The 23496-nt window shown below is 65.3% G+C and carries 18 protein-coding genes; 9 read left to right on the top strand and 9 right to left on the bottom strand.

Features of this window, described 5'->3' with window-relative positions; translation table 11 throughout:
* Nucleotides 1–190 precede the first annotated feature (190 nt).
* Together HMPREF1136_RS03370 and HMPREF1136_RS03365 are read right to left on the bottom strand one after the other, a co-directional pair.
* Nucleotides 191–1423: a chloride channel protein gene (locus HMPREF1136_RS03370; protein WP_009647918.1), complete on the bottom strand. Its 1233-nt coding sequence runs from the start codon at nt 1421–1423 to the stop codon at nt 191–193.
* The gene (locus tag HMPREF1136_RS03365; protein WP_009647919.1) at nt 1414–1875 is read right to left on the bottom strand and encodes a MarR family winged helix-turn-helix transcriptional regulator; all 462 of its coding nucleotides are present in this window, start codon (nt 1873–1875) and stop codon (nt 1414–1416) included. Before HMPREF1136_RS03365 ends, HMPREF1136_RS03370 begins: the two co-directional genes overlap by 10 nt.
* A 228-nt stretch (nt 1876–2103) precedes the next feature.
* On the opposite strand from HMPREF1136_RS03365, the gene HMPREF1136_RS03360 reads away from it, so the two are divergent.
* Complete coding sequence (locus HMPREF1136_RS03360; RefSeq protein ID WP_009647915.1) at nt 2104–2433, top strand: histone-like nucleoid-structuring protein Lsr2; 330 nt, start codon at nt 2104–2106, stop codon at nt 2431–2433.
* A 59-nt stretch (nt 2434–2492) separates the two neighbouring features.
* Here the strand turns inward: HMPREF1136_RS03360 and HMPREF1136_RS10845 are convergent, their stop codons facing one another.
* The gene (locus HMPREF1136_RS10845; RefSeq protein ID WP_009647923.1) at nt 2493–2981 is read right to left on the bottom strand and encodes a PF11259 family protein; all 489 of its coding nucleotides are present in this window, start codon (nt 2979–2981) and stop codon (nt 2493–2495) included.
* Between the two features lie 45 nt (nt 2982–3026).
* Nucleotides 3027–4253, bottom strand: coding sequence for an OmpA family protein (locus HMPREF1136_RS03350; RefSeq protein WP_009647911.1), 1227 nt, complete (start codon nt 4251–4253; stop codon nt 3027–3029).
* Between the two features lie 257 nt (nt 4254–4510).
* Here HMPREF1136_RS03350 and HMPREF1136_RS03345 point away from each other — a divergent pair, with 257 nt between their 5' ends.
* The 4 genes from HMPREF1136_RS03345 to HMPREF1136_RS03330 all read left to right on the top strand — a co-directional run bounded on the left by HMPREF1136_RS03345 (nt 4511) and on the right by HMPREF1136_RS03330 (nt 8419).
* Nucleotides 4511–5248, top strand: coding sequence for a phosphoglyceromutase (locus HMPREF1136_RS03345; RefSeq protein ID WP_021612715.1), 738 nt, complete (start codon nt 4511–4513; stop codon nt 5246–5248).
* A 365-nt stretch (nt 5249–5613) separates the two neighbouring features.
* Nucleotides 5614–6132 carry a CarD family transcriptional regulator gene (locus HMPREF1136_RS03340; protein WP_009647929.1) on the top strand — a complete coding sequence of 173 codons (519 nt, stop codon included), beginning with the start codon at nt 5614–5616 and terminating at the stop codon, nt 6130–6132.
* Nucleotides 6116–6832, top strand: coding sequence for a 2-C-methyl-D-erythritol 4-phosphate cytidylyltransferase (gene ispD / locus HMPREF1136_RS03335; RefSeq protein WP_034504693.1), 717 nt, complete (start codon nt 6116–6118; stop codon nt 6830–6832). Before HMPREF1136_RS03340 ends, ispD begins: the two co-directional genes overlap by 17 nt.
* Nucleotides 6833–7069: 237 nt before the next feature.
* Nucleotides 7070–8419 carry an MFS transporter gene (locus HMPREF1136_RS03330; RefSeq protein ID WP_009647921.1) on the top strand — a complete coding sequence of 450 codons (1350 nt, stop codon included), beginning with the start codon at nt 7070–7072 and terminating at the stop codon, nt 8417–8419.
* A gap of 412 nt (nt 8420–8831) precedes the next feature.
* Here HMPREF1136_RS03330 and HMPREF1136_RS03325 read toward each other — a convergent pair whose 3' ends face one another.
* The 4 genes from HMPREF1136_RS03325 to ispF all read right to left on the bottom strand — a co-directional run bounded on the left by HMPREF1136_RS03325 (nt 8832) and on the right by ispF (nt 15399).
* A complete protein-coding gene (locus HMPREF1136_RS03325) occupies nt 8832–10718 on the bottom strand; it encodes a hypothetical protein (RefSeq protein WP_009647926.1) in 1887 nt (628 codons plus the stop codon).
* Nucleotides 10719–10786: 68 nt separating this feature from the next.
* Nucleotides 10787–12808 (bottom strand): hypothetical protein, encoded by a 2022-nt coding sequence (locus HMPREF1136_RS03320; RefSeq protein WP_009647916.1) that lies wholly within the window; start codon nt 12806–12808, stop codon nt 10787–10789.
* An 89-nt stretch (nt 12809–12897) separates the two neighbouring features.
* Nucleotides 12898–14826 (bottom strand): hypothetical protein, encoded by a 1929-nt coding sequence (locus tag HMPREF1136_RS03315; RefSeq protein ID WP_009647927.1) that lies wholly within the window; start codon nt 14824–14826, stop codon nt 12898–12900.
* Between the two features lie 69 nt (nt 14827–14895).
* Nucleotides 14896–15399 carry a 2-C-methyl-D-erythritol 2,4-cyclodiphosphate synthase gene (gene ispF / locus HMPREF1136_RS03310; protein ID WP_009647914.1) on the bottom strand — a complete coding sequence of 168 codons (504 nt, stop codon included), beginning with the start codon at nt 15397–15399 and terminating at the stop codon, nt 14896–14898.
* A gap of 599 nt (nt 15400–15998) precedes the next feature.
* Between ispF and thrC the strand changes: the two genes are divergently transcribed.
* A complete protein-coding gene (gene thrC, locus HMPREF1136_RS03305) occupies nt 15999–17456 on the top strand; it encodes a threonine synthase (RefSeq protein WP_009647913.1) in 1458 nt (485 codons plus the stop codon).
* Between the two features lie 140 nt (nt 17457–17596).
* Nucleotides 17597–19054 carry a cysteine--tRNA ligase gene (cysS, locus tag HMPREF1136_RS03300; RefSeq protein WP_009647928.1) on the top strand — a complete coding sequence of 486 codons (1458 nt, stop codon included), beginning with the start codon at nt 17597–17599 and terminating at the stop codon, nt 19052–19054.
* 388 nt (nt 19055–19442) lie between these two features.
* On the opposite strand, the gene HMPREF1136_RS10570 is transcribed toward cysS, so the two are convergent.
* Nucleotides 19443–20621, bottom strand: a complete 1179-nt coding sequence (locus HMPREF1136_RS10570) for an Abi family protein (protein WP_083836215.1) — start codon at nt 20619–20621, stop codon at nt 19443–19445.
* Nucleotides 20622–21618: 997 nt separating this feature from the next.
* Here HMPREF1136_RS10570 and HMPREF1136_RS03295 point away from each other — a divergent pair.
* On the top strand, nt 21619–22167 hold the full coding sequence (locus tag HMPREF1136_RS03295) for a DUF1697 domain-containing protein (RefSeq protein ID WP_009647920.1): 549 nt from the start codon (nt 21619–21621) through the stop codon (nt 22165–22167).
* Between the two features lie 326 nt (nt 22168–22493).
* Entirely contained in the window at nt 22494–23471 is a 978-nt protein-coding gene (rlmB, locus tag HMPREF1136_RS03290) for a 23S rRNA (guanosine(2251)-2'-O)-methyltransferase RlmB (protein ID WP_009647910.1), read from the top strand.
* Nucleotides 23472–23496 lie beyond the last annotated feature (25 nt).

Genomic DNA, 23496 nt, shown 5'->3' with positions numbered 1-23496 from the left:
CCGAAGGCTCGCAGCGCGGACGGCGAGCGGGCGGGCCGCCGCCCCCGGGCACCATCTGGGGATGATGGGCGGGCCGCCGCCCCCGGGCACCATCTGGGGATGATGGGCGGGCCGCCGCCCCGGGCACCATTGAGTGGAGATGGCGGGCGGGCTGCCGCCCAGGCGCTGTTAATCGGTTGGGAACTAGTCTCTAGGCCTTGGAGCGGCGGCTGAGCCAAGCGGTCGCGGCGGTGGCACCGCCGACAGCGAGGGTTGCGGGGACGAGGATTGTGGGTCCCTGAGCGGTGAACTCGATGACCAGGATGAGGCCGGTGAAGGGTGCGTTCATGGACGCGCCGAGGAATGCGGCGGCCCCGATGAAGGCGAAGGCGGCGACCTGCGAGCCTGGCCACGCGGCCGCCCAGGGCAGGCCGATGACGGCCCCGATGCCAGCGCCGAGGGCGACGGCGGGGGTGAGGACGCCGCCCCAGCCGCCGGCGCGGATTGTGAGGAAGGTCGTGACCGTCTTGGCGGCGAGTACCAGTGCGGCGATGCCCAGGCCAGCACCGGTCGCCCAGACGGCGTCGAACTGGGTCTGCGCGCTGGCCTGCCCGTTGCCGAGCACGGAGGGCACCCACACGGCGATGACGCCGACGAGGAACGAGGCGGTGGGAAGTGACGCGAGCAGCCGCCAGTCGCGCGGGCGGGCGGCACCGACGCGGGCGACGGCCTGCTTGAAGGCCCACCCGGCGGCCCCCAGTAGCGGCCCGACGAAGGCCGCGAACACGGTCAGGGAGAGTGACGGCGTGAGGGTGGGGACAGAGTAAAAGGGTGTGGGCCTCGTGAATCCCGTGGAGATGAGGACGGCGATGGCCGACGTGCAGAACGCGGCGGCGACAGCGCGCCTCGAACGCGACACGAGCAGGATTTCGAGCGTGTAAATGGCCCCGGATATGGGAATCGAGTAGACGGCGGCCAGGCCCGCGCCCGCGCCGCACGCGACGATGATGCGCCGGTCTTCGGGGGTGAGTTTCAGGCGGTCGGCGGCGGCCGCAGAAAACGCGGCGGCCATTTCGCGCGGGGCGACTTCGCGCCCGACGGATGCGCCGAGGCCGACGATGAGCACCTGGGTCAGGGCGTGCCAGGTGGCGCGCAGGGGCGGCATGGGGGTGCCGCCCACGGCCGCCGATACGGACGTGATCGCGCGGGAGCGTCGGAAGAGAAAAAACCACGACGCGGCACCGAGGATCCCGCCGAACGACAGAATAAGAACACGGCGGGCCGGGGAAACTGCGCTGACGGCCTCCAGGAGAGTCCCGGAGTGCATGTCCCAGGCGAGGGCCTGAATCCAGTGCAGCAGGTGGATGCATGCCAGGCCGACGAGGCCGGCGATGACTCCGGTGAACAGGGTGGCGACTGCGAATCGCCGGGTTGTTACGGACATGGCGTGTCGTTGTTGATGCGCTCGCTGACACGGCTGAAGAGGCCGGTGAGCATGTCGATTTCCTCGGGTGTGATCTCGTTGAGGAAGAGGCGGCGGATGACGTCGCGCTGGACGATGGCGGCCTCATCGAAGAGGCGCTTGCCGGCGTCGGTGAGGAAGACAAGGCCTCCGCGGCCGTCGCCCTGGCAGGGGCGGCGGGAGATGAGGTTGCGTGATTCGAGGCGCTTCATGGTGTGGGTGAGGCGTGAGCGGGAGAAGACGACCTTGTGTGCGAGGACGGAGGGGCGGATGCCTGCTTCGCCGGCGCGGTCGGTCATGAGGAGGACTGAGTATTCGGGCATCGACAGGCCCGACTGGCATTTGAGGGCGGCTTCGATGCGTTCGGTCAGGCGAGCGGTGGTGGTGAAGTAGAGCTCCCATGCCGCCGCTCGGTGGTGGTGTGCTCCGCTCACTGTGTCTCCTCGTCTCGTTGGGTGAGTCGCGTGGCCTCCCCAGCCCCGCGCGTCTGATGACGAGTATAACTTTCAATTACCGGTAGCTATCAATCGGTGCTATATAAGTCACGTTTGACATGGAATGCTAATAATGAGAAAGGGAGTGGGTATTGCGTTATTCTAATTAATATGAATTCCGCTGATGGTTGGAATGTGGAATTCTTGATCCCTCAGGAGGAATAGAATATGAAGAAGACGACGAAGGTCGTGGAAGTTGTTGACGATCTCGATGGCTCGCCTGCCGATCAGACGGTGCGCTTCGCCTTTAACGGCGCTTCGTACGAAATTGATCTGAACCGCGCGCATTTCGAGGAATTCGCCGAGGCTATTCAGCCTTACATTAAGGCTGGCCGTAAGGTTGGCTCGACTCGCCGCCGCGGCAATGCGGGCAACCCGAACCAGCGCCTGGAGAACGCGAAGATTCGTGCGTGGGCGCAGGGGGAGGGCCTCGAAGTTTCTGATCGTGGTCGTATTCCCGCTCCGATTGTCGAGGCGTACCGTAAGGCGCATGCCTGATCGATACATGTCATCGGGGGGTGCAGGACAACCTGCACCCCCCGATTATTTAGTCGGTGTCACTCGACGCCTTCGATGGTGTTATTCGCACCGGTGTCGCTGGTGACCTTGAAGTTGGTGGCCTTCTCGAACGTGATTGTGTTGTTGGATCCCGTGAAAGCTGCCGTGGCGGTGAGGGCCTCGACGTGGATGTCGTTGTTGGAGCCGTTCACCGTGATGTCGGCGACCGAGCCGCCCTCAATCGCGTTGTTGGAGCCGTTGACGATGACCTTCGTGACGCCAGCGGGGATCGTCAGGTGCTGGTTGGATTCGTCGAAGGTGATGGGTGCGGAGGCGTCCGCAGCGCCAGCCGACGGAGCGGCGGGAGCCGGGGTGGCCGAGGAATCGGCGGAACCCGCGGGAGCGGAGGAAGCAGGCGCGGAGGCGGCCGGCGCGGCAGAAGATGAGGAGGATTCGGCCGGGGCGGCGTTGTTCTGGGTGCAGCCGGTCAGGGCCAGGGCTGCCACGGCCACGGCGGCAGCGGCGGGGAGGAGGGACTTGATAGACATGGCGTCTCCCTTTCGTTGGATCGAAGTTACACCTTGGTCAGGGTACTAGAAAGCAGGGATGAAGATTTCGACGCGGCGGTTGAGCGCGCGACCGGCGGGGTTGTCGGAGCCGTCCGCGTTCTCGTTGGGGGCCACGGGCTTGGACTCGCCGTAACCGGTGGCGTCCATCGTCGCGGTGACGCCGTCCTTCTTCAGCTCGCCGGACACGGCGTTCGCGCGTGCCTCGGAGAGCTGCTGGTTGAAGGCTTCGTCCGAGATGGAGTCGGTGTGACCGTAGATGTGGGCGGCGGGGACCTTCGCGTTGTTGAGCACGTCCGCGAGCTTCTTGAGGGTCTGCGAGGCGTCGGAGCGGATCTCAGACTTGCCGAAGTCGAAGAGGACACCATCCTCCAGGGTGATGAGCGTGCCGCAGGATTCGACGGGCTTGAGGGATTCGACGGCCGGGAACTTGCCGAGCTTGGCGGCCTTGTCGACCTTCGGCGCGTCGGTGACCTTCTGGCCGTTGACTTGGGCGGTGCCGTCGCCGTTGTTGATGATGGTCAGGCTCGGACTCGTGTAGCTGCCGGTGCCGTCGCCGTTGTTGATGACGGTGACGGTGCGCGTGGTGTGCGTGCCGGAGCCGTTGCCGTCGTTGGTGATGGTCTCGCCGGAGCTGGTGTTCGTGTAGGTGCCCGATCCCTTGCCGTCGAGCGTGAAGGTGGTGTCCGGGGTGGTGTAGGTGCCGGAGCCGTCAGCGTCGACGGTGATCGTGAGCATGGTCGCCATGTTCGTGTAGGTGCCCGAGCCGTCGCCCGCGTAGGTGATCGTGGTCGAGCCTTCGGTGATGACGCCGGAGCCGTCGCCGGCGTTAACGACGGTGCCATTGGCAGAGGAGGAGACGGCCGATCCGTCGCCGCCGAAGATCGTGGAACCGGAGATCAGGGATGATCCGTCGCACTTGGCGGGCGAGACGGTCACGCCTTCGACGGAGGAGAGCTGCGAGGAAGCGGAATCGATGACGGCCTTGTCGGCGTTGGAGGCGAACACATCGATAGCGGGCAGGGAGAACAGGGGGATTGGGGGGATTTCTCCGGGACGGTATCCGGGCACCGTCGGGGTGGACGAGGCCGTGGCTGAGGCAGTCGGGGACTGTGTCGGCTCGGCGGTGGTGGCCTCCGCGGTGGGGGTGGTGGTCTCGGTGGTCTTCGGCTTGGAAGAACCGCAGGCGCCCAGAGCGAGGGTGGCCGCGGTGATGAGCGCGGCCGCTGTCAGAGTGCGTCGTGTGATGGTCATGGTTTAACCGTACGGGACAAAACGGGGGGCGCATACTGTTCCGGTAATCATGTCAAGCTGCAGGTCTTCAACGATCTCAGGGGAAAAAGGAAAGAGCGTTCAGGGGTTAATCAGGGGGACCCCGGGGTGCGCCAGGGGGTGGGAAACCGGGGAAACGGCCCCGGCCTCGTCCCTGACGTGGGGGAACTGCTCAACCTGTGTCGTGATCAACGACATGGAATGTAGGAGCTGGGCGTTGTCTGTGGGACAATAGAGACATGAGCTACAAACTGGTGCTGCTCCGCCACGGCGAGAGCGAATGGAATGCAAAGAACCTCTTCACCGGTTGGGTGGATGTTCCGCTGTCGGACAAGGGCCGCGCGGAGGCTACCCACGGTGGTGAGCTCCTCAAGGAATCCGGCGTTCTCCCGGACCTCCTGTTCACGTCGATGCTGCGTCGCGCCATCATGACTGCGAACCTGGCTCTCGACGCCGCTGATCGCCATTGGATCCCCGTTGAGCGCAATTGGCGTCTCAACGAGCGCCACTACGGTGCGCTTCAGGGCAAGAACAAGAAGGAAATTCGCGATGAGTACGGCGAGGAGCAGTTCATGCTCTGGCGCCGTTCCTTCGACGTGGCTCCGCCCGCCATTGAGGCCGGCTCTGAGTTCTCGCAGGATCAGGATCCCCGCTACGCCGGCGAGCCCGTTCCCATGAGCGAGTGCCTCAAGGATGTCATCGCGCGTCTGCTGCCCTACTGGGACGAGGCCATCGTTCCCGCGATCAAGACCGGCAAGACCGTCATGATCGCCGCGCACGGCAACTCGCTGCGCGCCATCGTCAAGCACCTGGATGAGATCTCCGACGAGGATATCGCCGGCGTCAACATCCCCACCGGCATTCCGCTGGTGTACGAGCTCGACGAGGAGACCCTCAAGCCCATCAAGAAGGGTGGCACTTACCTGGATCCTGAGGCCGAGGCGAAGATCGCCGCGGTCGCCAACCAGGGTAAGTGAGCAACGCGGGGCCCCGGCATCGTCTGCGTGGACGAGGCCGGGGTTTCGTCATGCCCTCGGTCGCGGCGTGTGGATGGTCAGCGAGGACCCGGTGGAGGCGTGTCTGCCGTGGCATGGACGGCGTGCGGATACCTGAAAAATGCCGTGTTTCGGGGGCTAATGAGCATTGTGGCGCATTCCCTAAACCTGACCATGTGATCGTGACCGGGGCCGCAAGCATGGTCGCATTGTGGTCGTACTTGAAGCTGGTTTGTGCCGTTCCTCTAGTGCGTGTAACGTAGGCTTTTCATGCTGTCTCGGGGATATTCGTCAGGCAACTGGTAGAATAGGCCGTGCTATCCACGCGAGCATTCAGGAGTCTTTCCATGTCGTTCGAAATCGGTCAGACGGTCGTCTACCCGCACCACGGCGCAGCAACGATCGAAGAGGTCATGACGCGCACCATCCGTGGTGAAGAGCGAACATACCTCAAGCTGCGCGTGAACCAGGGTGATCTTGAAATCCAGGTCCCCGCCGAGAATGTCGACCTGGTCGGCGTCCGTGACATCGTTGACGAGGATGGGCTTGAGGAAGTCCTCACCGTCCTGCGCGCCCCCTACCTTGAGGAACCCACCAACTGGTCGCGCCGTTTCAAGGCGAACCAGGAGAAGATCGCGACCGGCGATATTGTTAAGGTCGCCGAGGTCGTGCGCGACCTGACGCGCCGCGATGACCTGAAGAAGCTGTCCACGGGCGAGAAGCGCATGCTGACGAAGGCACGTTCTATCCTCACCTCCGAGCTGGCCCTGGCTCGCAACATTGAGAAGTCGGAGGCCGCCGCGCGTCTCGACGCCGTCCTGGCTGAGGGGCGCATCGAGATCGATGACAATGCCGCAGCTGAGTGAAGCCTGCGCGGTCCTGACGGCCGCCGGTTCGGGTTCGCGCCTCGGCTGCGAGCTGCCCAAGGCTCTCGTTTCCCTCTCGGGTCGCCCCCTGGTCTGGTGGGCGGCCCGCGGCCTACGCGCCGGGGGAGTGGGAATGATCGTCGTGACTGCCCCGGCCTCGTCCATCGAGGATTTCCGCGCCGCCCTGGCCGACATCGAGGACGTCCTCGTGGTCACTGGCTCTGACCGCTCCCGCCAGGCATCCGTCGCCCTGGGCTTGGCTGCCCTCGGGCACCGCGATGCGGACGCGGTCGTCCTCGTGCATGACGCGGCTCGTCCCCTGACACCCCCGGAGGTGAGCGCGCGCGTCATCGACGCGGTGCGCAGCGGTGCTGGTGCCGTCATCCCGGTCCTGCCCGTCACGGACACGCTCAAGACCGTGGACGCCTCGGGCCTCGTCACGGGCACGCCCCGGCGCGCTGACATGGTGGCCGTGCAGACCCCGCAGGGCTTCCGATGGGACGTGCTCACCCGCGCGCACGAGGCGGGTGCCTCCCGAAGCGCCGACGAGGCCGTGGCAGCCACGGATGACGCAGGCCTCGTCGAGGCCGTTGGAGGCTCCGTTCAGACCGTTACCGGTGATGAACGCTCCCTGAAGGTGACACGCCCCCTGGACCTCGCCCTCGCCCAGCTTCTCGCAGCCGAGGAGCCGAGCGCCTAGCGGCGCGGAAGTTCTTGTCTGAAGGAAGGCCGTCGCGCCTGTCATACCGTTTATGGTGGCCTGCGGTGGCTCCGACCTCCGCATTCGCGCCCGCCCGCGCAGCCAGGTGTTCCCCGCGAGGTGTCCACGGCCTCGTCCCCACTGCGGTCCGAAGAGGGGGTGCGCCGCGAAACGTGGTAGTTTCGCCCTGGGCGCACCAGCGCCACCGAGCACTCCCGAGCGAAGGAGCCCGATTCCATGAGCACCACGCCCGCCACCCATCGCCGCGTCATCACGCGCAAAGTCGTCGATTGGGCGGCTTGGGACTGGGGCAGCGCCGCCTTCAACGCGGTCGCCACGACCTTTGTCTTCACGACGTACCTGACCAGCGACGGCGTTTTCACGGACGCGGGGACGGCCGCGACATGGCTGAGCAACGGCATGACGATCGCGGGCCTGTTCATTGCGCTGCTCGCCCCGATCACCGGTCAGCGTGCTGATCGACGAGGCCGTGGCGGGGTCTGGCTCGGATGGTTCACGGGGGCGGTCGTGGTCTGCATGCTCGCCATGTACTTCGTGCACCCGGCGTCGGTCCTCGGCCCTAAGGGCGCGCTCATGCTGGGTATTGCGCTGCTGGGCCTGGGTAACGTGTTCTTCGAGTTCGCCTCCGTGAACTACAACGCGATGCTCAACCACCTGGGTGAGAAGGAAGACCGCGGCAAGATCTCGGGCTTCGGCTGGGCGGCCGGCTACATCGGCGGCATCGTCTTGCTGCTGATCCTCTACGTCGGCCTGATTGGCGTGAACGTGCTGGGCGTGCCCGCCGACGAGCACCTCAACATCCGCATCTCCATGGTGATCGCCGCCCTGTGGCTGGGCGGCTTCGCGATCCCCGTCCTGAAGAACCCGCCGCTGCCTCAGAAGGTGTCGACGGCGGACGACCATGAGACGATCCTCGACTCCTACAAGCTCCTGTGGCGCACGGTCGTTACCCTCAAGCGCGAAGCCCCGCACACCCTGTTTTTCCTCATCGCCTCAGCCGTCTTCCGTGACGGCCTGGCAGGCGTCTTCACGTTCGGCGCGGTTCTGGCCAAGACGGCGTTCGGTTTCAGCGCCAGCGATGTCATGATCTTCGCGATCGCCGCGAACATCGTTGCAGGCCTGGCGACCGTGGCGTTCGGGTGGGTGGACGACAAGATCGGCCCGAAGAACGTCATCATGCTGTCCCTGAGCGCAATGGTTGTCGCCGGGTTCGGCGTCTTCTTCCTGCACGCCCACGGACCCATCGTGTTCTGGAGCCTCGGCCTGGTCCTGTGTGTTTTTGTTGGCCCCACCCAGTCCGCGTCGCGCTCCTTCCTGTCGCGCATCATCCCCGCAGGTCGCGAGGGCGAGGTCTTCGGCCTCTACGCCACGACCGGCCGCGCCGTGTCCTTCATGGCCCCCGCCATGTACGGCCTCTTCCTCATGATCGGTAAGCGGATGACCCCCGCGGGCGCGGACTACACCTACTGGGGCATCCTCGGCATCATGCTGATCCTCGGCGTGGGCCTGGCCCTGACGGCACCCGTCAAAGCCGAGCGTGCCACGCTCGACCACATGGCGGACTGAGGCCTCGGCGAGGCCCCACGCCCACGCGCGACACGTCCCCGACGCGACCGAGTGAGTCTCGGGTGTCGGGGACGTGTCGTCTATTGGGGTCATTGGACATGTCGTGTTGGCGGGACTAGTCCTCGGTGTTGTGTGGGGGTGTATTCCGGCGGATCGCTTCGTCGGTACTCCGCGGCTCGGGGCCAGAGGGCAGATACTCCGCTCTCGCTTATCGGAGAGTCCCTCTCCTCGGTACGCTCATCCGCTATTCCGAAGCTGGGTCCTCTCCTCCGCACGCTAACCCGCTATTCCGAATGTGGGCAACCTCGCCTACGTGCGGAACAGGCGGCCCACGTGCGGAACAGGCGGCCCACGTGCGGAACAGGGGGCTGGCGTGCGAGCACAGCATGACGCCGTGGCCACCCAGGCCTCGTCACGAGGAAGCAGGAACGAACGCCTTGATTTCCTCATCGGTGATGCCGATCAGCATGTCGTCAAAGACCCAGGTGAGGCGTGTGGTCCTCGTGAAGTCTTTCGTCGAGGAAGACGAACCATCGGCAGTGTTAATGATGTAGCTGTTAGTGTCCTGGGAGCTGAAGGACCTGACATACAGGGTCGATCCATCGGCGCTGACACGCAGGTCCTTCGGGGTGAAGGAGCAGCCGTCGCGCACGGACCGGCGTGCAGCGTCCGGGAGCGGGACCTCGCGCGTCGAGTCGTCGGCGGTCAGGGCGACCGTGATCGTGCACTCGCCCGTGCCAGTCATACTCACCGTTCCCGTAGCCCACGCCGCTCGCTTCTGAGTCATGAAGGTCTGGATGTCCGACGTCGTCGGCTGCGTCCCGTCCCGGCTGAGCGCGGGCAGGTCCTGCTCGGCGGTGAATGTCGCCTGAAAGACCCCATCGCTGTCGAAGAGAGACCCGCGAGAACCGGAGCTCTCGTAGACAACGAAACCGTCGGTGGCCACCTCGACCTTCCGGGAGTCGGCATTCCCGTCGGGATTGCTCAAGGTCGTCGCTTCGCCGGTATGGACGTTGAGGATCTGCGGAAGTTCATTGGCGGCGGTGGGAACCAGGACCGAGGCGTGCGCACCGTTCCCTGCGACCGCAGTGCCCGCAGGCGCATAGCCCAGATCATGGTCACGCAACCCGTATCCGGACTGCGTCGCCGTGGACGTGGTCCACAGGTTCGTCCACTCGCCGCCCTCGCGCGTCCACCCGCTGCACGTCGTCGTGGTCGAACACGTCACCATGACGTCGCCTGCCAGAGCCAGGGGAAAATCTGTCCCCCAGGGAGCCTGAGTTTGCGCGCCCGTAGCCTTGTCGATGACGACGTCATGGAAAAAGACCTGGTCCTCGCCCGAGACGAACGCGGGCGTGTGGAACGACAATCTCGCTGAGCTCTGTGTGGGACCCGTCGACGTCCACAGGTGGGCGGGTGTACTCCCCGACAAGTCGTAGGCTGACACCGTGACGGCCGAGCCGTTCTTGCTGCTGTTCGCAGCATCAGAGGCAATGTACAGGGTCGACCCGTCCACGTGGAACTGCAGTGTCGCATCGGCCGATTTGGCCGACACAGGGATCGTCCACGCGGTCGTGGCACCCGATGCCCACGCAGGCGACAGGGCGTGCGTATCCTGTGCGCTTCCCTGGTATCCCGCTGCTTTGAGTGAGGACAGATTCGGCAGCGAGGGAGTCGGCATCGGCAGACTCGGTAGACTCGGCAGCGGCGCGTGCGTCAGCGGCGCGCTCGGCAGCGACCCGTGCGGCACCCGTGGGGTATGGACGTGAGGCGTGGTACTGCCACCGACGTGGCCCGTCGAAAACGCGGTACCAATCGTGGCACCAAGGGCTGCGAGCGTGGCGGCCACGGAGCGCTTGCTGGATTTGCTGGTGTCCCCGGTTTCCTTGGACGCCGGGGCGGGGCTGTCGCCGCGCGGCGGGATATCATCGGGCACCGCCCGGGACGAGGCCGTGGTCGCGCTCGCGGGTGTGGCTTTGCTCGGGGTGGGTGAGGCCTTGGTGGCTGGTGTCTCGTTCGGGAAGGCGTCGGCCCCCGACGAACTGACGGTATCCGCCTGCGCGGCCAGGGCCTCGTCGAATCCTGCGAGCGGGTCGGCCTTCAAGACTTCGTCAAGGTCGGGCAGCGGTGCCAAGTCCGGCAGCGGCGCGAGGTCGGGCAGTGGCGCCAAATCTGGCAGGGAATCGAACTCGGGCAGGACGAAGGCGTCGGCCCCGCTTGGGGACTCCTCGCTGCGTGCGCGCGACGAACGCGGTTGTGCCTCGCCGGGAGGCGTCACGCGAGAATCGTCGTTACTCATGAGACGTTTCTACCATGCGGCACCGGGCGTTGGGACGCGAGGGAAAGCATCCCGAGTCGTTGCCGACGTCAGGAGGAGGCGGGCACGAAGGCCTTGACACCGGCCTTGGACACGGCGATGAGCATGTCGTCGTAGACCCAGGTGAGCTGTTCTGAGACGTTGAGCGCTGGAGACGTGTAGGCCTCGCCGTTGACGGTGTCGATGACGTATTTGTTCTTGTCGGCACCGACGAAGGCGTCCATGTACAGAGCCGATCCGTCGGCGCTGATACTCACCTGCTTCGGGTCGAAGTAGCAGGTGGAGGGCAAGCTGGGCGTCAGCGCATCGGGGACGGGGGACGTACGCGTCGAACCGTCGGCGGTGAAGGTGACCTCGAACATGCACTCATCCTGGTGCCTGCCAGTCATGCGCAGGGTAGCTACGGCCCACGGCGCGTTCTGGTGCGTCAGGAACTCTTTGACGTCCGGCGCGCTGCGAGGTGTCTCATCGTGACTGACGATGGGCAGGTTGCGGGCGGTCTTAAACGTGGACTGGAGGGTGCCGTCGCTGTCGAAGAGCATCCCGTAGGAATCGATATTCTCGTAGACGACGTATCCTTCGGGCGTGACCTCGACGGTTCGGTACTCGCCGTCCCCGTCGGGGTTGCTCAGGGACGCGATCGTCCCGGTGTGGATATTGATGATCTGCGGAATCCGGTCGTTGTAAATAGGAACCAGGACGGAGGTGTGCTCGCCGCTGCCGGTAGTAGCGTTACGTGAGGGCGAGTATCCGAGGTCGAGCTGGCGGAGCCCCGATGGATTTTGCTGCGTCGTTGTCGTGGTCCACAGGTTCGTCCACTCGCTGCCCTCCTGCGTCCATCCGCTGCACGTCGTTGTTGACGAGCAGGTCACGAGGATGCCGTCGGCCATCACGAGGGGAAACGCTATGCCCCAGGGGGCCTGGGTTTGCTCGCCGGTCTTCTTGTCGATGACGACGTCGTGGAAGAAGAGCTGGTTGTCGCTCGAGACAAAGGTGGGCGTGTAGGTCAAGGCCACGTTGTTTTTCGTGTGCCCGGTTGAGGACCATAGCTGAGTGGGCTGCGCCCCCGACACGTCGTAGGCGGTGACCGTGACGGCGTACCCCGGCTCGCCCTTGATCGTGGCGTTGGATGCAACGTAGAGGGTTGAGCCATCGACGTAAATGTGTGGCAGGAACGTGGGCGATGTGTTCTCAATCGAGATCGTCCACGCGGTCGCGATCCCCGAGGCCCACTTGGGCGACAGTGTGTGCGTGTTCGTCGCGGTCCCACGGTAGCCGGGCGCGCGAGTAGGCAGATTCGGTGCCTGCTCGGGCACCTGCACGGTCGGCGTGTGCGAGGCCCGCGCCGAGGAGGCCGTAGGCGACGGAGTCGACGACGTCATCGGTTCGACGCTTCGTTGGCTGCAGAAAGAGAGCCCGACGCCGAGCGCAACGACGCATCCGAGCGCGATCAGGGGGCGGGGCAGGCGTTTGTGGGTGGAGGCAGCCTCGCCGATGCTCTCCTCGGGCTTGAGGCGGAAGGGAGTGCGGCTGCTCGATGATCGGCCGCTCACGTGTCCCGCCAGCGACGAGGCCGTGGCCGCCTCCGCGGAGACGCGGGTGGTGGCCGCCGAGGCCGAGGGAGCCGCGTCCGGCAGGCGAGCGGAGCTGGGCGTCGGAGCGGCGCCTGAGAGAGGCCTGGACTCTGGCGCAACGGGTTGAGTGTCGTCGACGGTGGACGAGGTGGGAGCGTCTGCGAGTAGCTGGGTGATGTCAGGTAGCGGCGAGATCCCGGGCAGGGGAGAGGCACCCGGGAACAGGTCGTCATCCCGAGGTCCCGCGCTATCCGCCTGCCCGGCCCCGGCCTCGTCGCCGGGCATCGACGCGGGGGAGGAGAGGACGTCACCGATATCGGGCAGCGGGGCCAGATCCGGCAGCGGGGCGAGTTCGGGCAGCGGCGCGAAGCCCGGCAGCGTCCCGAACTCCGGCAACGCGAAGACGCCACTGCCGTCCGGGGACTCCTCCTCCCGCGAGCGCGCGGAGGGTGCCTGCGTCCCGTCGGCGGGGGTTCCGAGGACATCGTCGTTGCTCATGAGACGTTTCTATCACACCCGTGTGGAACGCGGGCGTGGGTTCTCCGCTTTCGTCAGCCGAGGCCTCGCCCCCTGTGAGCAGTGCGCTCTCAGGAGGAGGCAGGCACGAACGCTCGAATTCCGCCGTCGGTCTGGCCGATCAGCATGTCGTCGAAGACCCAGGTGAGGTGTGTGGCCTCGTTGAGGTCATTCGACGTGAAGGACAGTCCCTTGGCGGTGTCGATGAAATATTTGCTCGTGTCCTGGAAGTTGAAGGTGTCGATGTAGAGAGCGGACCCGTCGACGCTGACACGCGCGTCGGTTGGGTCGAAGTAGCAGCCCGGCGTCATATTCGGGCGTGCCGCTGAGGGGATGGAGATTGTGTGCGTGGCGCTGTCGGCGGTCAGCTTGTACTTGATGGCGCATTCGTTTGTGCCTGTCAGCGCAATCGTGCCCGCCGTCCACTGTGCCTTCGTGCTTGTCATGAAGGTGTGGATGTCCGACGTCGTTGGCTGCCTCCCGTCGTGGCTGACTGTCGGCAGGTGCGGCTCTGCTGTGAACGTGGACTGGAGGGTCCCGTTGGGTTCGAAGAGTAACCCGGTCTGTTCGCTGCGCTCGTAGACGAGGAAGCCGTCGGTGGCCACTTCGACCTTCCGATAGTCGGCATTCCCGTCGGGATTGTTCAGGGTTGTCACCTCGCCGGTATGGACGTTGAGGATCTGCGGGAGTTCGTCGGGGGCGGTGGGGACTAGGACGGCGGCCTGTGCGCCGTTCCCTGCGAGCGCAGTGCCCGCAGGCGCGTAGCCCAGATCATGGTTATGCAACCCGTATCCGGACTGTGTCGCCGTGGTCGTCGTCCACAGGTTTGTCCACTCGCTGCCCTCGCGCGTCCACCCGCTGCACGATGTTGTGGTCGAGCACGTCACCACGATGTCGTCGGCCACCGCGAGAGGATAATCCTTCTTCCAGGGAGCCTGAGTCTGCGCGCCCGTAGCCTTGTCGATGACGACGTCGTGGAAAAAGACCTGGTCGTTATCGGAGAGGAACGCGGGCGTGTGGGAGGACATAATCGCCGAGTTCTCCGTCGGACCCGTCGATGTCCACAGGAGAGTGGGTTCGTTACCCGACAGGTCATAGGCTGACACCGTGACGGCCGATTTCCTCCGGTCCTCCATCAGATCGTCGGCGGCGAGGTAGAGGACCGCCCCGTCGACGTATATCTGCGGTGGTGTACCCGCCGGCCCGTTCGTGGTGGGGATTGTCCACGCAGTGGCGACGCCCGAGGCCCACTCGGGCGACAGGGAATGCGTGTTCGTCGCGGCCCCACGGTATCCGGGCACGTGGAGGACCTGCTGTTTCGTATCGAGGGCCGGCGGAGGGAGCGTGGGACGCTTGTGATCGCTGCCGCCCGTGTGGACCAAGGAAATAATGCCGCTGATTACGACGACGGCACCGGAGATCGCCAGGCCGATGGGGGTGGCGGAATTCGTGGTCCTCTGCTCGCCCCAGGACCGGCGACCCGCAGGGTGGGTGACGCGTTCGTTCGGTTCTTGGGTGGGACTGGTTCGTGACGAGGCCGTGGCTGCGTGAGTGGGTGCGGCATCTGCCTGGGAGGGGGCGACGGTGAACGTCGGAGCTGTGTTCTGCGTCGGTGCGGTCGAGACCGCGGGCGGTGATGGGATCGCGGGCGGTGATGGGATCGCGGGCGTCGACGGACTCGCGGGCAGCGATGGGATGTCGCCTGCGGGCGCGGCGCTTGGGAATGCGTCATCGTCGCGCGAACTGACGGTATCCGCCTGCGCGGCCAGAGCCTCGTCGAATCCTGCGAGCGGGTCGGCCTTCAAGAATTCGTCAAGGTCGGGCAGTGGTGCCAAGTCCGGCAGCGGCGCGAGGCCGGGCAGCGGTGCCAAGTCCGGCAGGGAATCGAACTCGGGCAGGACGAAGGCGTCGGCCCCACTCGGGGACTCCTCGCTGCGTGCGCGCGATGAACGCGGCTGCGTATCGTCGGGAGGCGTCACGCGAGAATCATCGTTACTCATGGGACGTTTGTACCATGTGAGGAGCGTCTGCGTGCCTGTCCGGCGTCGGGCCGACGTGGGGAGCCGCGTCTAGTTGGATGCGGGGGCGACCCGGACCATGAGGACGCTCGCCAGCGCGGCCACGCCCTCGCCTCGGCCCGTGAAACCCAGGCGATCCGAGGTCGTCGCCGACACCGTCACCGTGCCGCCGGCGATCTCGCTCATGACGGCGCCGGCCTCGGGCAGGCGTGCGGCCATGCGCGGGCGGTTGCCCACGACCTGGACGGTCGCGTTGCCCAGTACCCAGCCGACCTCGGTCGCCATGCGGCGTACCTCCTGCAGCATCGCGCGGCCCGACGCGCCCGCCCACTCGGGGCGATCCACGCCAAAGACCGTGCCCAGCTCGCCCAGGCCCGTGGCCAGCAGCATCGCGTCGCACAGCGCGTGCGCGGCAGCGTCCGCGTCCGAGTGACCCTCGAGGGGGCGCTCGCCCGGCCACTCCAGGCACGCGAGCATGAGGGTGCGCTGCGAATCGGGGGCTGCGAAGGCATGCACGTCGACCGCTTGGCCGATGCGGAAAGGCAAATCAGTCATGCCACCAGAGTAGCCTCACAACGAGGTCGGTGTGAAGGCCACGATGCCCGATCCCACGACGCCGATGAGCAGGTCGTCATACGCCCACACGAGTGCCGATGCCTGTCACGGATGAGTGGATGAGTGGGTCTGCCCGTTCGTCATGTCACAGCAATAGGTGGCGCTGTCGATGTCCTTCCATACGAAGGCCGCGTTCCCGTCGGCGCTGGCGCGAAGCTGTGTCGGCTCGAAGAGACAGGGGCGGCCTGCGATTGCGCGCCCGTCTTCTTGCCCACCAACGTGTCGCCAACGATGAGCTGATCCTCCTCGGACAGAAACGGGGTCGAATCCCAGGAAACCCTGCCCTTCCGCTGCCCGCCCTCGTCTCGTCCGCTCTGACCGACCTGTCAGTGTTAGGACTTGGCGTGTTTGACGAGGTCTGCCGCGACGCGCCGGGAGGACCCGGAACGTTCCAGCGAGGATCTGCGCTACTCACGCGTTGTTTCTATCACACGCTCGCGGGCTGCGCGCACACTACCTACCCCGCCCAGGCCTCGTGAAAACGTGACGAAATACGACCTATCTGGCTTCACAGGCTTTCTCTCCGATAGGATCTGTCCGTGCGTTATATTTCGACTCGACGTGGCCCCGATGCGCCCACCCGCTCCTTCAGCGACATCCTGCTGGAGGGCCTGGCGCCCGACGGCGGCCTCTACCTGCCCGAGGAATACCCGACCCTGTCGGCCTCCGACCTGGACGAGCTGCGGATCGTTCTGCGCGAGGAAGGCTACGCGGCGATGGCCGCCGGCATCATCTCGCTCTTCGTCGACGATATCCCCGCCGACGACCTGTGCGTGATCACGGCCCGTGCCTATTCCACCCCCTCCTTCTCCGACCCACAGATCGTGCCCGTCGACGCCCTGGAAGGCACCGACCTGCACATCGCCCACCTCTCTAACGGCCCCACGGCCGCCTTCAAAGACATGGCGATGCAGCTCCTCGGCGAACTCTTCGAATACGAACTCACCCGCCGCGGCGACTGGCTCACTATCGTGGGTGCCACCTCCGGCGACACCGGCTCCTCCGCCGAATACGCGCTGCGCGGACGCCCCGGACTGTCCGTCGTCATGCTCACCCCCGCCGGACGCATGACCGCCTTCCAGCGCGCCCAGATGTTCTCCCTCCTCGACGACAACATCGTCAACGTCGCCGTCGACGGTGTGTTCGACGACTGTCAGGACCTGGTCAAGGCCATCAACATGGACGCCGACTTCAAGGCCACCTGGCACGTGGGCGCCGTCAACTCCATCAACTGGGCACGCCTGCTCGCCCAGGTCTGCTACTACGTCGCCACCTGGCTGCGCGTCACCGAGGAAGGCGCCGACGCCTCGTCCAAGGTCAGCGTCGTCGTACCGTCCGGCAACTTCGGCAACGTGTGCGCCGCCCACATCGCCCGCCAGATGGGTGTGCCGCTGGGCACCCTCGTCGTCGCCACGAACGAGAACGACGTCCTCGACGAGTTCTTCCGCACCGGCGTCTACCGCCCCCGCTCCTCCGCAGACACGCTGGCGACCTCCAGCCCGTCCATGGACATCTCCAAGGCCTCGAACTTCGAGCGCTTCATCTTCGACCTGCTCGGCCGCGACGGGGACGCCACCCGCGCCCTGTTCGACGAGGCCCTCGCCCGTGACGGCTCCTTCGACCTGTCCGGCACACCCGAGTTCGCCGCCCTGCGCGACACCTACGGCTTCATCTCCGGCACCTCCACACACGCCGACCGCCTCGCCGAAATCGCGCGCACGGAACAGGAGAGCGGCTACCTCCTCGACCCGCACACGGCCGACGGCGTACATGTCGCCCGCGCCGTGCGCTCCCAGATCGAGGGGCCGCTCGTCGTCATGGAGACCGCGCTGCCCGTCAAATTCGCCGACACGATCCTCGAGGCCACCGGCCACCTTCCGCCCGTGCCCGAGCGCTTCCAAGGCATCGAAGGACGCGAAGAGCGCGTCACGCCTCTGGCCAACTCCGCCGAGGACCTCAAGGCGCTGATTGCCGAGCGCGTGCGCCCCGGCGCCTGAGATTCTCCTGACTCGACGAGGCCCGAGCCCCCACCTGCGAAGCCGCGCGCTTTCGCCCGACGGGACCCGGGCCTCGTTACATACTCCCGGGACGTGCCCCTTTCCTTCGCCCCCTCTCCCTGACAGGTAGGATTGATGCCATGCTTCACCTGTACGACTCCAAGAGCGCCCGCGTCCAGCCCCTCAACCCGGTCACCCCCGGGAAGGTCGGCATCTACCTGTGTGGCGCCACCGTGCAGGGCTCCCCGCACGTCGGCCACCTGCGCGCCGCCGTCTCCTTCGACACGCTGATCCGCTGGCTGCGCCGCAGCGGCTACCAGGTCACCTACGTGCGCAACGTCACCGACATCGACGACAAAATCCTCAACAAGTCGGCCGAAGCCGGCTGGGACTGGTGGGCGTGGGCCTACCGCTTCGAGCGCGAATTCACCGAGGCGTACGAGACCCTCGGTGTCGAGGCCCCCACGTACGAGCCGCGCGCCACCGGCCACATCCCCGACCAAATCGATCTCGTCCAGCGTCTCATCGACGCGGGACACGCTTATTCGGATGGGCGCGGCAACGTCTACTTCGACGTCCACTCCCAGCCCGACTACGGCTCGCTCACCCGCCAGCGCCTCGTCGACATGCGCACCACCGAGGACGACGCCCAGATCGACGAAGCCGTTGAAGCCGGCAAGCGCGACCCCCGCGACTTCGCCCTCTGGAAGGCCAGTAAGCCGTCTGAACCGGCCACGGCCTCGTGGGACAGCCCCTGGGGACGCGGCCGGCCCGGCTGGCACCTCGAATGCTCCGCCATGTCGCGCCGCTACCTCGGCGACGAATTCGACATCCACGGCGGCGGCATCGACCTGCGCTTCCCGCACCACGAGAACGAGCAAGCCCAGTCCCACGGCGCGGGCTGGCCCTTCGCACGCCTATGGGTCCACAACGCGTGGGTTACCACCAAGGGCGAAAAAATGTCCAAGTCCCTGGGCAACGTCCTGTCGATCGGGGCGCTGACCGAGGAGTACCCGGCCGTCGCCGTGCGCTGGGCCCTGTCCACCGTCCACCACCGCTCCGCCATCGAATGGGGCCCCGAGACCCTGCCCGCCGCGCACGCCGCCTGGGAAAAGTTCTCCACCTTCGTCGCCCGCACCATCGAGACCGCTGGCGAGGCTCCGACCTCCGAAATTACCCTGGCACCCGCCGACCTGCCCGAGGCCTTCGTCGCCGCCATGGACGACGACCTCAACGTCGCCGGCGCGCTCGCCGTCCTGCACGAACACCTCAAGGCCGGTAACGCCGCGCTTGCTGCCGGTGACGTTTCCGGTGTCTACCGCGAGCAAGTCCTCGTCCGCTCCATGCTGGACGTGCTGGGCCTCGATCCCGCTTCGGAGCAGTGGCGCGGACAGGCCGGTATCGGTGCGGGTGCCTCTGGTGCGGCTGCCGCCGAGCATTCGGCGCTGGACGCACTGATCCAGTCCGTGCTGTCTGAGCGGGCTGCTGCCCGCGCCGCCAAGGACTGGGGACGCGCCGACGAGCTACGCGACCGGCTGGCCGCCGCCGGCATTACCGTCGCGGATGGCCGTGACGGTGCGACGTGGAGTGTCGGCTGATCGCTGTGTGCTGAGCTGCGGCTGAGCTGCGGCTGAGGGTCGTGCTGCTTGACGCGCCCGTGGGCGGCGGCCCGCCCGCGAGCCGTCCGCGCCGCGAGCTCCGCTCGGTGCGTAGCCTCGAAGCCCGGCCAGGCCCTGCCGCTGCCCACGGGTGCCGCAGCCAGACCCGCGTCTCGCAGATTCCGCGTTTGTTCTTGTGATTGGGTGTGCTGCACCCGATCCGTAGGCAGTGCACCTCTTCTGATCGGGTGCAGCGCCCCGTAACGGGTGCAGCGGCCCTCGCGCTGTTGTTTCGACCGTAGCTAGGTCCGGCCGTCCGCCTACGGGCGCAGCGGAGACCGTACTGTGACGTGAGGGATCATCTGTTGCTCGGGGCGGGCGCGGGTAATTAGAGGTCTGCTGTTGTTGAAGCTGACTGGAGCCGGTGAAGGGAAGCATACCTGTGTTGGCGGGCGAAACCGCTCCCTCTGCCCGACTCGTTGTGGGGAATTTCGTGTGGAAGAACGATGTGCCCATCCTTCTGCTGTGGATTCTGTTCATCCCGATACGAAGTTAGGAGTACAACCTTCATCTGTCGGCTGCCTTGAAAATTGGAGCCGAGTATGCGCTCACCTTCTTCACTCAAAGTCCATTTGATAAGATCTGCTACTTTCTTGTCATCTTGAGAAGTTGAGGCTTCTAACTCAGTTGCGTGCTCCGGTGTCCAGGTGACTGGGTTTATTACTTGTGTAATGCGAGGAACCTGGCGCTGAATAGTTCGTGATACGTAAAATGCAATGTACTGAATTTCCTGCCTAAAGTATCTCCCCGCGGGACAGATATAGGCTGACTTTCTCTTATATGTTTCCCAGCTGCCTCGACTGTCGGGGACAACCATTGTGTCCTGTTTCGTAGCTGGACGTTCTTGCCACTGGTTCATCCAGATTTCCTGGTAGTTCTCATCCAACCAGGTGCCAAACGTCGGCGAGATCAACTCGGCAAGTTCGCGAACGCGTGACATGAGCATGGGGAGGTCATAATCGCGGGCGTAGTCATGATGCGCTATCCTATTGCGAAACTGACGCACATCGTTGACAAGTGATCGTACTCGTTTAGCATCTGGAGCTTTGCTGGTTTGCGGATGCCGAAAGGCTCGGTGAAGAGCTTGTCTCCATATCTGATCGTGTTTGCGATCAAGAAGCTGTACCCAGAATCCAAATGTTAAGTTGGCGATGATCTGATCGCGCGTTTCGGTCTTCTCACTTCGTTTAATTAAATTTCTTGCCGTGTCGATATGTTGTCGCTCGTTTTCTGTGAGTTTGCATGAATCTTGGAGAAACCAAGGTATTCCACGTCCTGGTTCGTCAAAATACTCTTTGAGTTGTTCGTCAAGCGCATTCCTCAGAAGAATCTCTGTCTGAGATAGCATCGGTAGGCAGGCGGCCGCCATACGCGTGTTCCAGGCATAGAGATCGAGAGCGAGTGAGAGATCTCCGTCGCAGGTTTGGAGGTACGGTCGGAGACGGGGTTCAGTGATGTACGCAAGGAGGTCTTCGTTAGCTTCGTCGCTACGCTTGCTATCGCCCATTGGACCAGTCTACCATTGGTAATGGATGCCCCGGGGTGGCCTCTGCTTGATGCATGCTCCCGGGGCTGTGTCATATCCGCGCGTCCAGACGTTGTGAGCCTTTGTGGCAGTTGTGGCCTTTGGTCCGATCATCGATGAAGCCTGTGAGATCGTCGGCGGTCGTATCTGCCAGATCGCAAAGCTACGCTATCTCGTGCGTTGCTTCCTTAGCCACTGCGGTCCTGCGCGCTCACCGGGTACACGGATAGGTTGTTGCTTCACGGATAGGTTATGAGCATACGGATAGCTTATTAACCTATCCGCGTGGCGATAACCTATCCGCATCGTCGCAACCTATCCGCGTGCGGAGATCTATCCGCGCGGCTGCCCGCCCGCGAGCCGTCCGCGCCGCGAGCTTCGCTCGGTGCGTCGCCTCGAAGCCTGGCCAGGCCCCGCTGCCGCCCACGGGTGCCGCAGCCTGGCCCGCGTCTCGCAGCCGCCCGTGCCCTCCGGCTCCTCCAGTGCCCTCCACGCCGGCGGTCGCGGGGGTTTGCACTACACGAAGCCTTCTGGCGGCGTGTCGGAGGCTCGTGTAGTGCAATTCCCCCGATTGGTGACGGCGAGGCCGCGACTTGAGGCGGTGTGGCGCCCAAATCGCAGACCACTTTGGTGAAAAACGCTGAAAATGGGGTGTTGTGGGCGAGGTGGTCTGCGTTTTGGGCGCGGCGGTGTTCTGGCAGGGTGTGCGTGCTCGCATACGAACCCGCTATTGCGAGCGGTAACCCGCTATGTCGCACGTTAACCCGCTATTTGAAGTGTGGGCAGGGCTGCCCAGGCTCGTATTAGCGGGTTAAGGTGCGGATTAGAAGGCCCGCACGCAGGTTATCGGGTTAACGTGCGGAACAAGGGGCCCGCGTGCGGGTTAGTGGGTCCACGTGTGGATGAACAGCCCTATGTGAGCCGAGGCCATACCCTGGTTTCCGGCGGCGCGAGGCGTCGTGGACACGGGAGGAGCAACATGGAGTACGTGGCTTTGCTGCGCGGTATCAACGTCGGCGGCAACAACAAGGTCGTCATGAGCGAGCTACGCGAACAGGTCGCCGCTGAAGGCTTCGCGAACGTGCGCACCTACATCAACAGTGGCAACCTCCTCTTTGAGGCTGAGGCTGATGCCCCGCGTGACGAGGTGGCGGAGGCCGTCGAACACGTCTTGGCGCGCCGCTACGACTTCCCGATTCGACTGGCCCTCTTGGCGGGGCAGGATTACCTAGCGGAACTACACAACCTACCCGACTGGTGGCATGGTGAGGTCGCCCGCCGCGACGCGCTCTTCTACATGCGGGGCCTCGACCGTGGTCACGTGCGTGAGCGTATCGAGGCCATGGAACTGGGTGACGAAGCCGTGTACTTTGGCGAGCACGCCGTGTTTTGGGGCAAATTCGACGAGAAGAACTTCCTGAAGACCGCCTACCACAGGCGTCTCCTACGCGAGGACTTCTATCGGCAGGTGACGATCCGCTCCGGCTCGACGGTCGAGAAAATCGCGTCGTTGCTCGCGCGTGACTGACGTGTATCCCGTCCGGGCTGACGCGGTGGACGAGGCCGTGGCGAGTGTCGGCGCATAGGGGCGTGGTGTGCGTGAGGGCAGAGTGGGGCTGATGCTCGCGGGGGACTGACGCGTATCCCGTCCGGGCTGCGCGATTGACGAGGCCGTGGCAGGGTCCGGGTGTGCGCCTGACATGGGGTCGGTCCGGAAGAGACGAGGATGCAGTGGGGTCTCCGTGGAATATGCATGTCAGAGCGTGATTTTGGCCCCCGGGCGCGCCGCTGTGGCCCCGATGTGGCCTGAACGCCGTACCCTGGTGTCAGTTCACGAGACAACGAGGAGACACCATGGCCTCACACAGCGGGCGCCCCGGCGCCATCCGTAAGAAGGGCACCAAGAAGGGTGCGCAGGTCGGCACTGGCGGGCACTCGCGCCGACGCCTCGAAGGCAAGGGCCCGACGCCCAAGGCTGAGGACCGCACCTACCACCCGGCCTACAAGCGCAAGGTCAAGCGCGAGGCACGCGAGGCGCAGGAGGCCGCGATTGCGCGCGCTCGCGCCAAGTCGTCGATCCGCGTCAAGCCCGGCCACGAGCTGATCGCCGGTCGCAACCCGGTCGCCGAGGCCGCCCGTGCCTCGGTCCCGATTGAGCGCGTCTTCATCCTCGATAACGTGAAGGATGATCGCGTGGAGGAGGTTGTGCGCCTCGCGAGTGCTATGGGTGCCCCCGTGTACGAGGTCACCCGTCGCGACCTGGACGTCGCGACTGACGGTGCTGTCCACCAGGGCGTCGCCATTGAGGTGCGCGGATACGAGTACGCAGACGCCTCGGACCTGATCGCCGGGTCGCTCCAGCAGCTGGGCCACCCGCTCCTCGTCGCCCTCGACCAGGTGACGGACCCCCACAACTTGGGCGCGGTCCTGCGTAGCGCGGGCGCGTTCGGCGCGGATGGCGTCATCATTCCCGAGCGCCGCAGCGCGGGCGTGAACACGACCGCGTGGAAGGTGTCGGCCGGTGCGGCTGCGCGTGTGCCCGTGGCTCGCGCGACGAACCTGGTGCGCGCCCTCGAAGAGGCCAAGGCGGCCGGATACTTCGTGGTCGGCCTCGACGGCGGCGGCGACGCGCCCCTGCGTGGCCTGTCGCTGGCGGACGGCCCCCTCGTCATCGTGACCGGAGCCGAGGGCGCGGGCCTGTCCCGCCTCGTGCGCGAGACCTGCGATCAGATCGTGTCGATCCCGATCACGTCGACCGTGGAGTCTCTCAACGCGGCCGTCGCCACGGGTATCGCCCTGTACGAGGTCGCCTCCCTGCGCGCGCAGGGCTGAGCTTGTTCCTGTCGTGACTCTCGCC

This window comes from Actinomyces sp. ICM47 (assembly GCF_000278725.1).
Lineage (GTDB): Bacteria > Actinomycetota > Actinomycetes > Actinomycetales > Actinomycetaceae > Pauljensenia.
The sequence above is the reverse complement of the archived record's forward strand: the minus strand, read 5'-3'. Positions and strand labels throughout refer to the sequence as shown.

Excerpts from the sequence above, each read along its gene's own strand:
- HMPREF1136_RS03370 (WP_009647918.1), bottom strand. The coding sequence starts at position 1,423 with ATGTCCGTAACAACCCGGCGATTCGCAGTCGCCACCCTGTTCACCGGA.
- HMPREF1136_RS03360 (WP_009647915.1), top strand. The coding sequence starts at position 2,104 with ATGAAGAAGACGACGAAGGTCGTGGAAGTTGTTGACGATCTCGATGGC.
- HMPREF1136_RS10845 (WP_009647923.1), bottom strand. The coding sequence starts at position 2,981 with ATGTCTATCAAGTCCCTCCTCCCCGCCGCTGCCGCCGTGGCCGTGGCA.
- HMPREF1136_RS03350 (WP_009647911.1), bottom strand. The coding sequence starts at position 4,253 with ATGACCATCACACGACGCACTCTGACAGCGGCCGCGCTCATCACCGCG.
- HMPREF1136_RS03345 (WP_021612715.1), top strand. The coding sequence starts at position 4,511 with ATGAGCTACAAACTGGTGCTGCTCCGCCACGGCGAGAGCGAATGGAAT.
- HMPREF1136_RS03340 (WP_009647929.1), top strand. The coding sequence starts at position 5,614 with ATGTCGTTCGAAATCGGTCAGACGGTCGTCTACCCGCACCACGGCGCA.
- ispD (WP_034504693.1), top strand. The coding sequence starts at position 6,116 with ATGCCGCAGCTGAGTGAAGCCTGCGCGGTCCTGACGGCCGCCGGTTCG.
- HMPREF1136_RS03330 (WP_009647921.1), top strand. The coding sequence starts at position 7,070 with ATGAGCACCACGCCCGCCACCCATCGCCGCGTCATCACGCGCAAAGTC.
- HMPREF1136_RS03325 (WP_009647926.1), bottom strand. The coding sequence starts at position 10,718 with ATGAGTAACGACGATTCTCGCGTGACGCCTCCCGGCGAGGCACAACCG.
- HMPREF1136_RS03320 (WP_009647916.1), bottom strand. The coding sequence starts at position 12,808 with ATGAGCAACGACGATGTCCTCGGAACCCCCGCCGACGGGACGCAGGCA.
- HMPREF1136_RS03315 (WP_009647927.1), bottom strand. The coding sequence starts at position 14,826 with ATGAGTAACGATGATTCTCGCGTGACGCCTCCCGACGATACGCAGCCG.
- ispF (WP_009647914.1), bottom strand. The coding sequence starts at position 15,399 with ATGACTGATTTGCCTTTCCGCATCGGCCAAGCGGTCGACGTGCATGCC.
- cysS (WP_009647928.1), top strand. The coding sequence starts at position 17,597 with ATGCTTCACCTGTACGACTCCAAGAGCGCCCGCGTCCAGCCCCTCAAC.
- HMPREF1136_RS10570 (WP_083836215.1), bottom strand. The coding sequence starts at position 20,621 with ATGGGCGATAGCAAGCGTAGCGACGAAGCTAACGAAGACCTCCTTGCG.
- HMPREF1136_RS03295 (WP_009647920.1), top strand. The coding sequence starts at position 21,619 with ATGGAGTACGTGGCTTTGCTGCGCGGTATCAACGTCGGCGGCAACAAC.
- rlmB (WP_009647910.1), top strand. The coding sequence starts at position 22,494 with ATGGCCTCACACAGCGGGCGCCCCGGCGCCATCCGTAAGAAGGGCACC.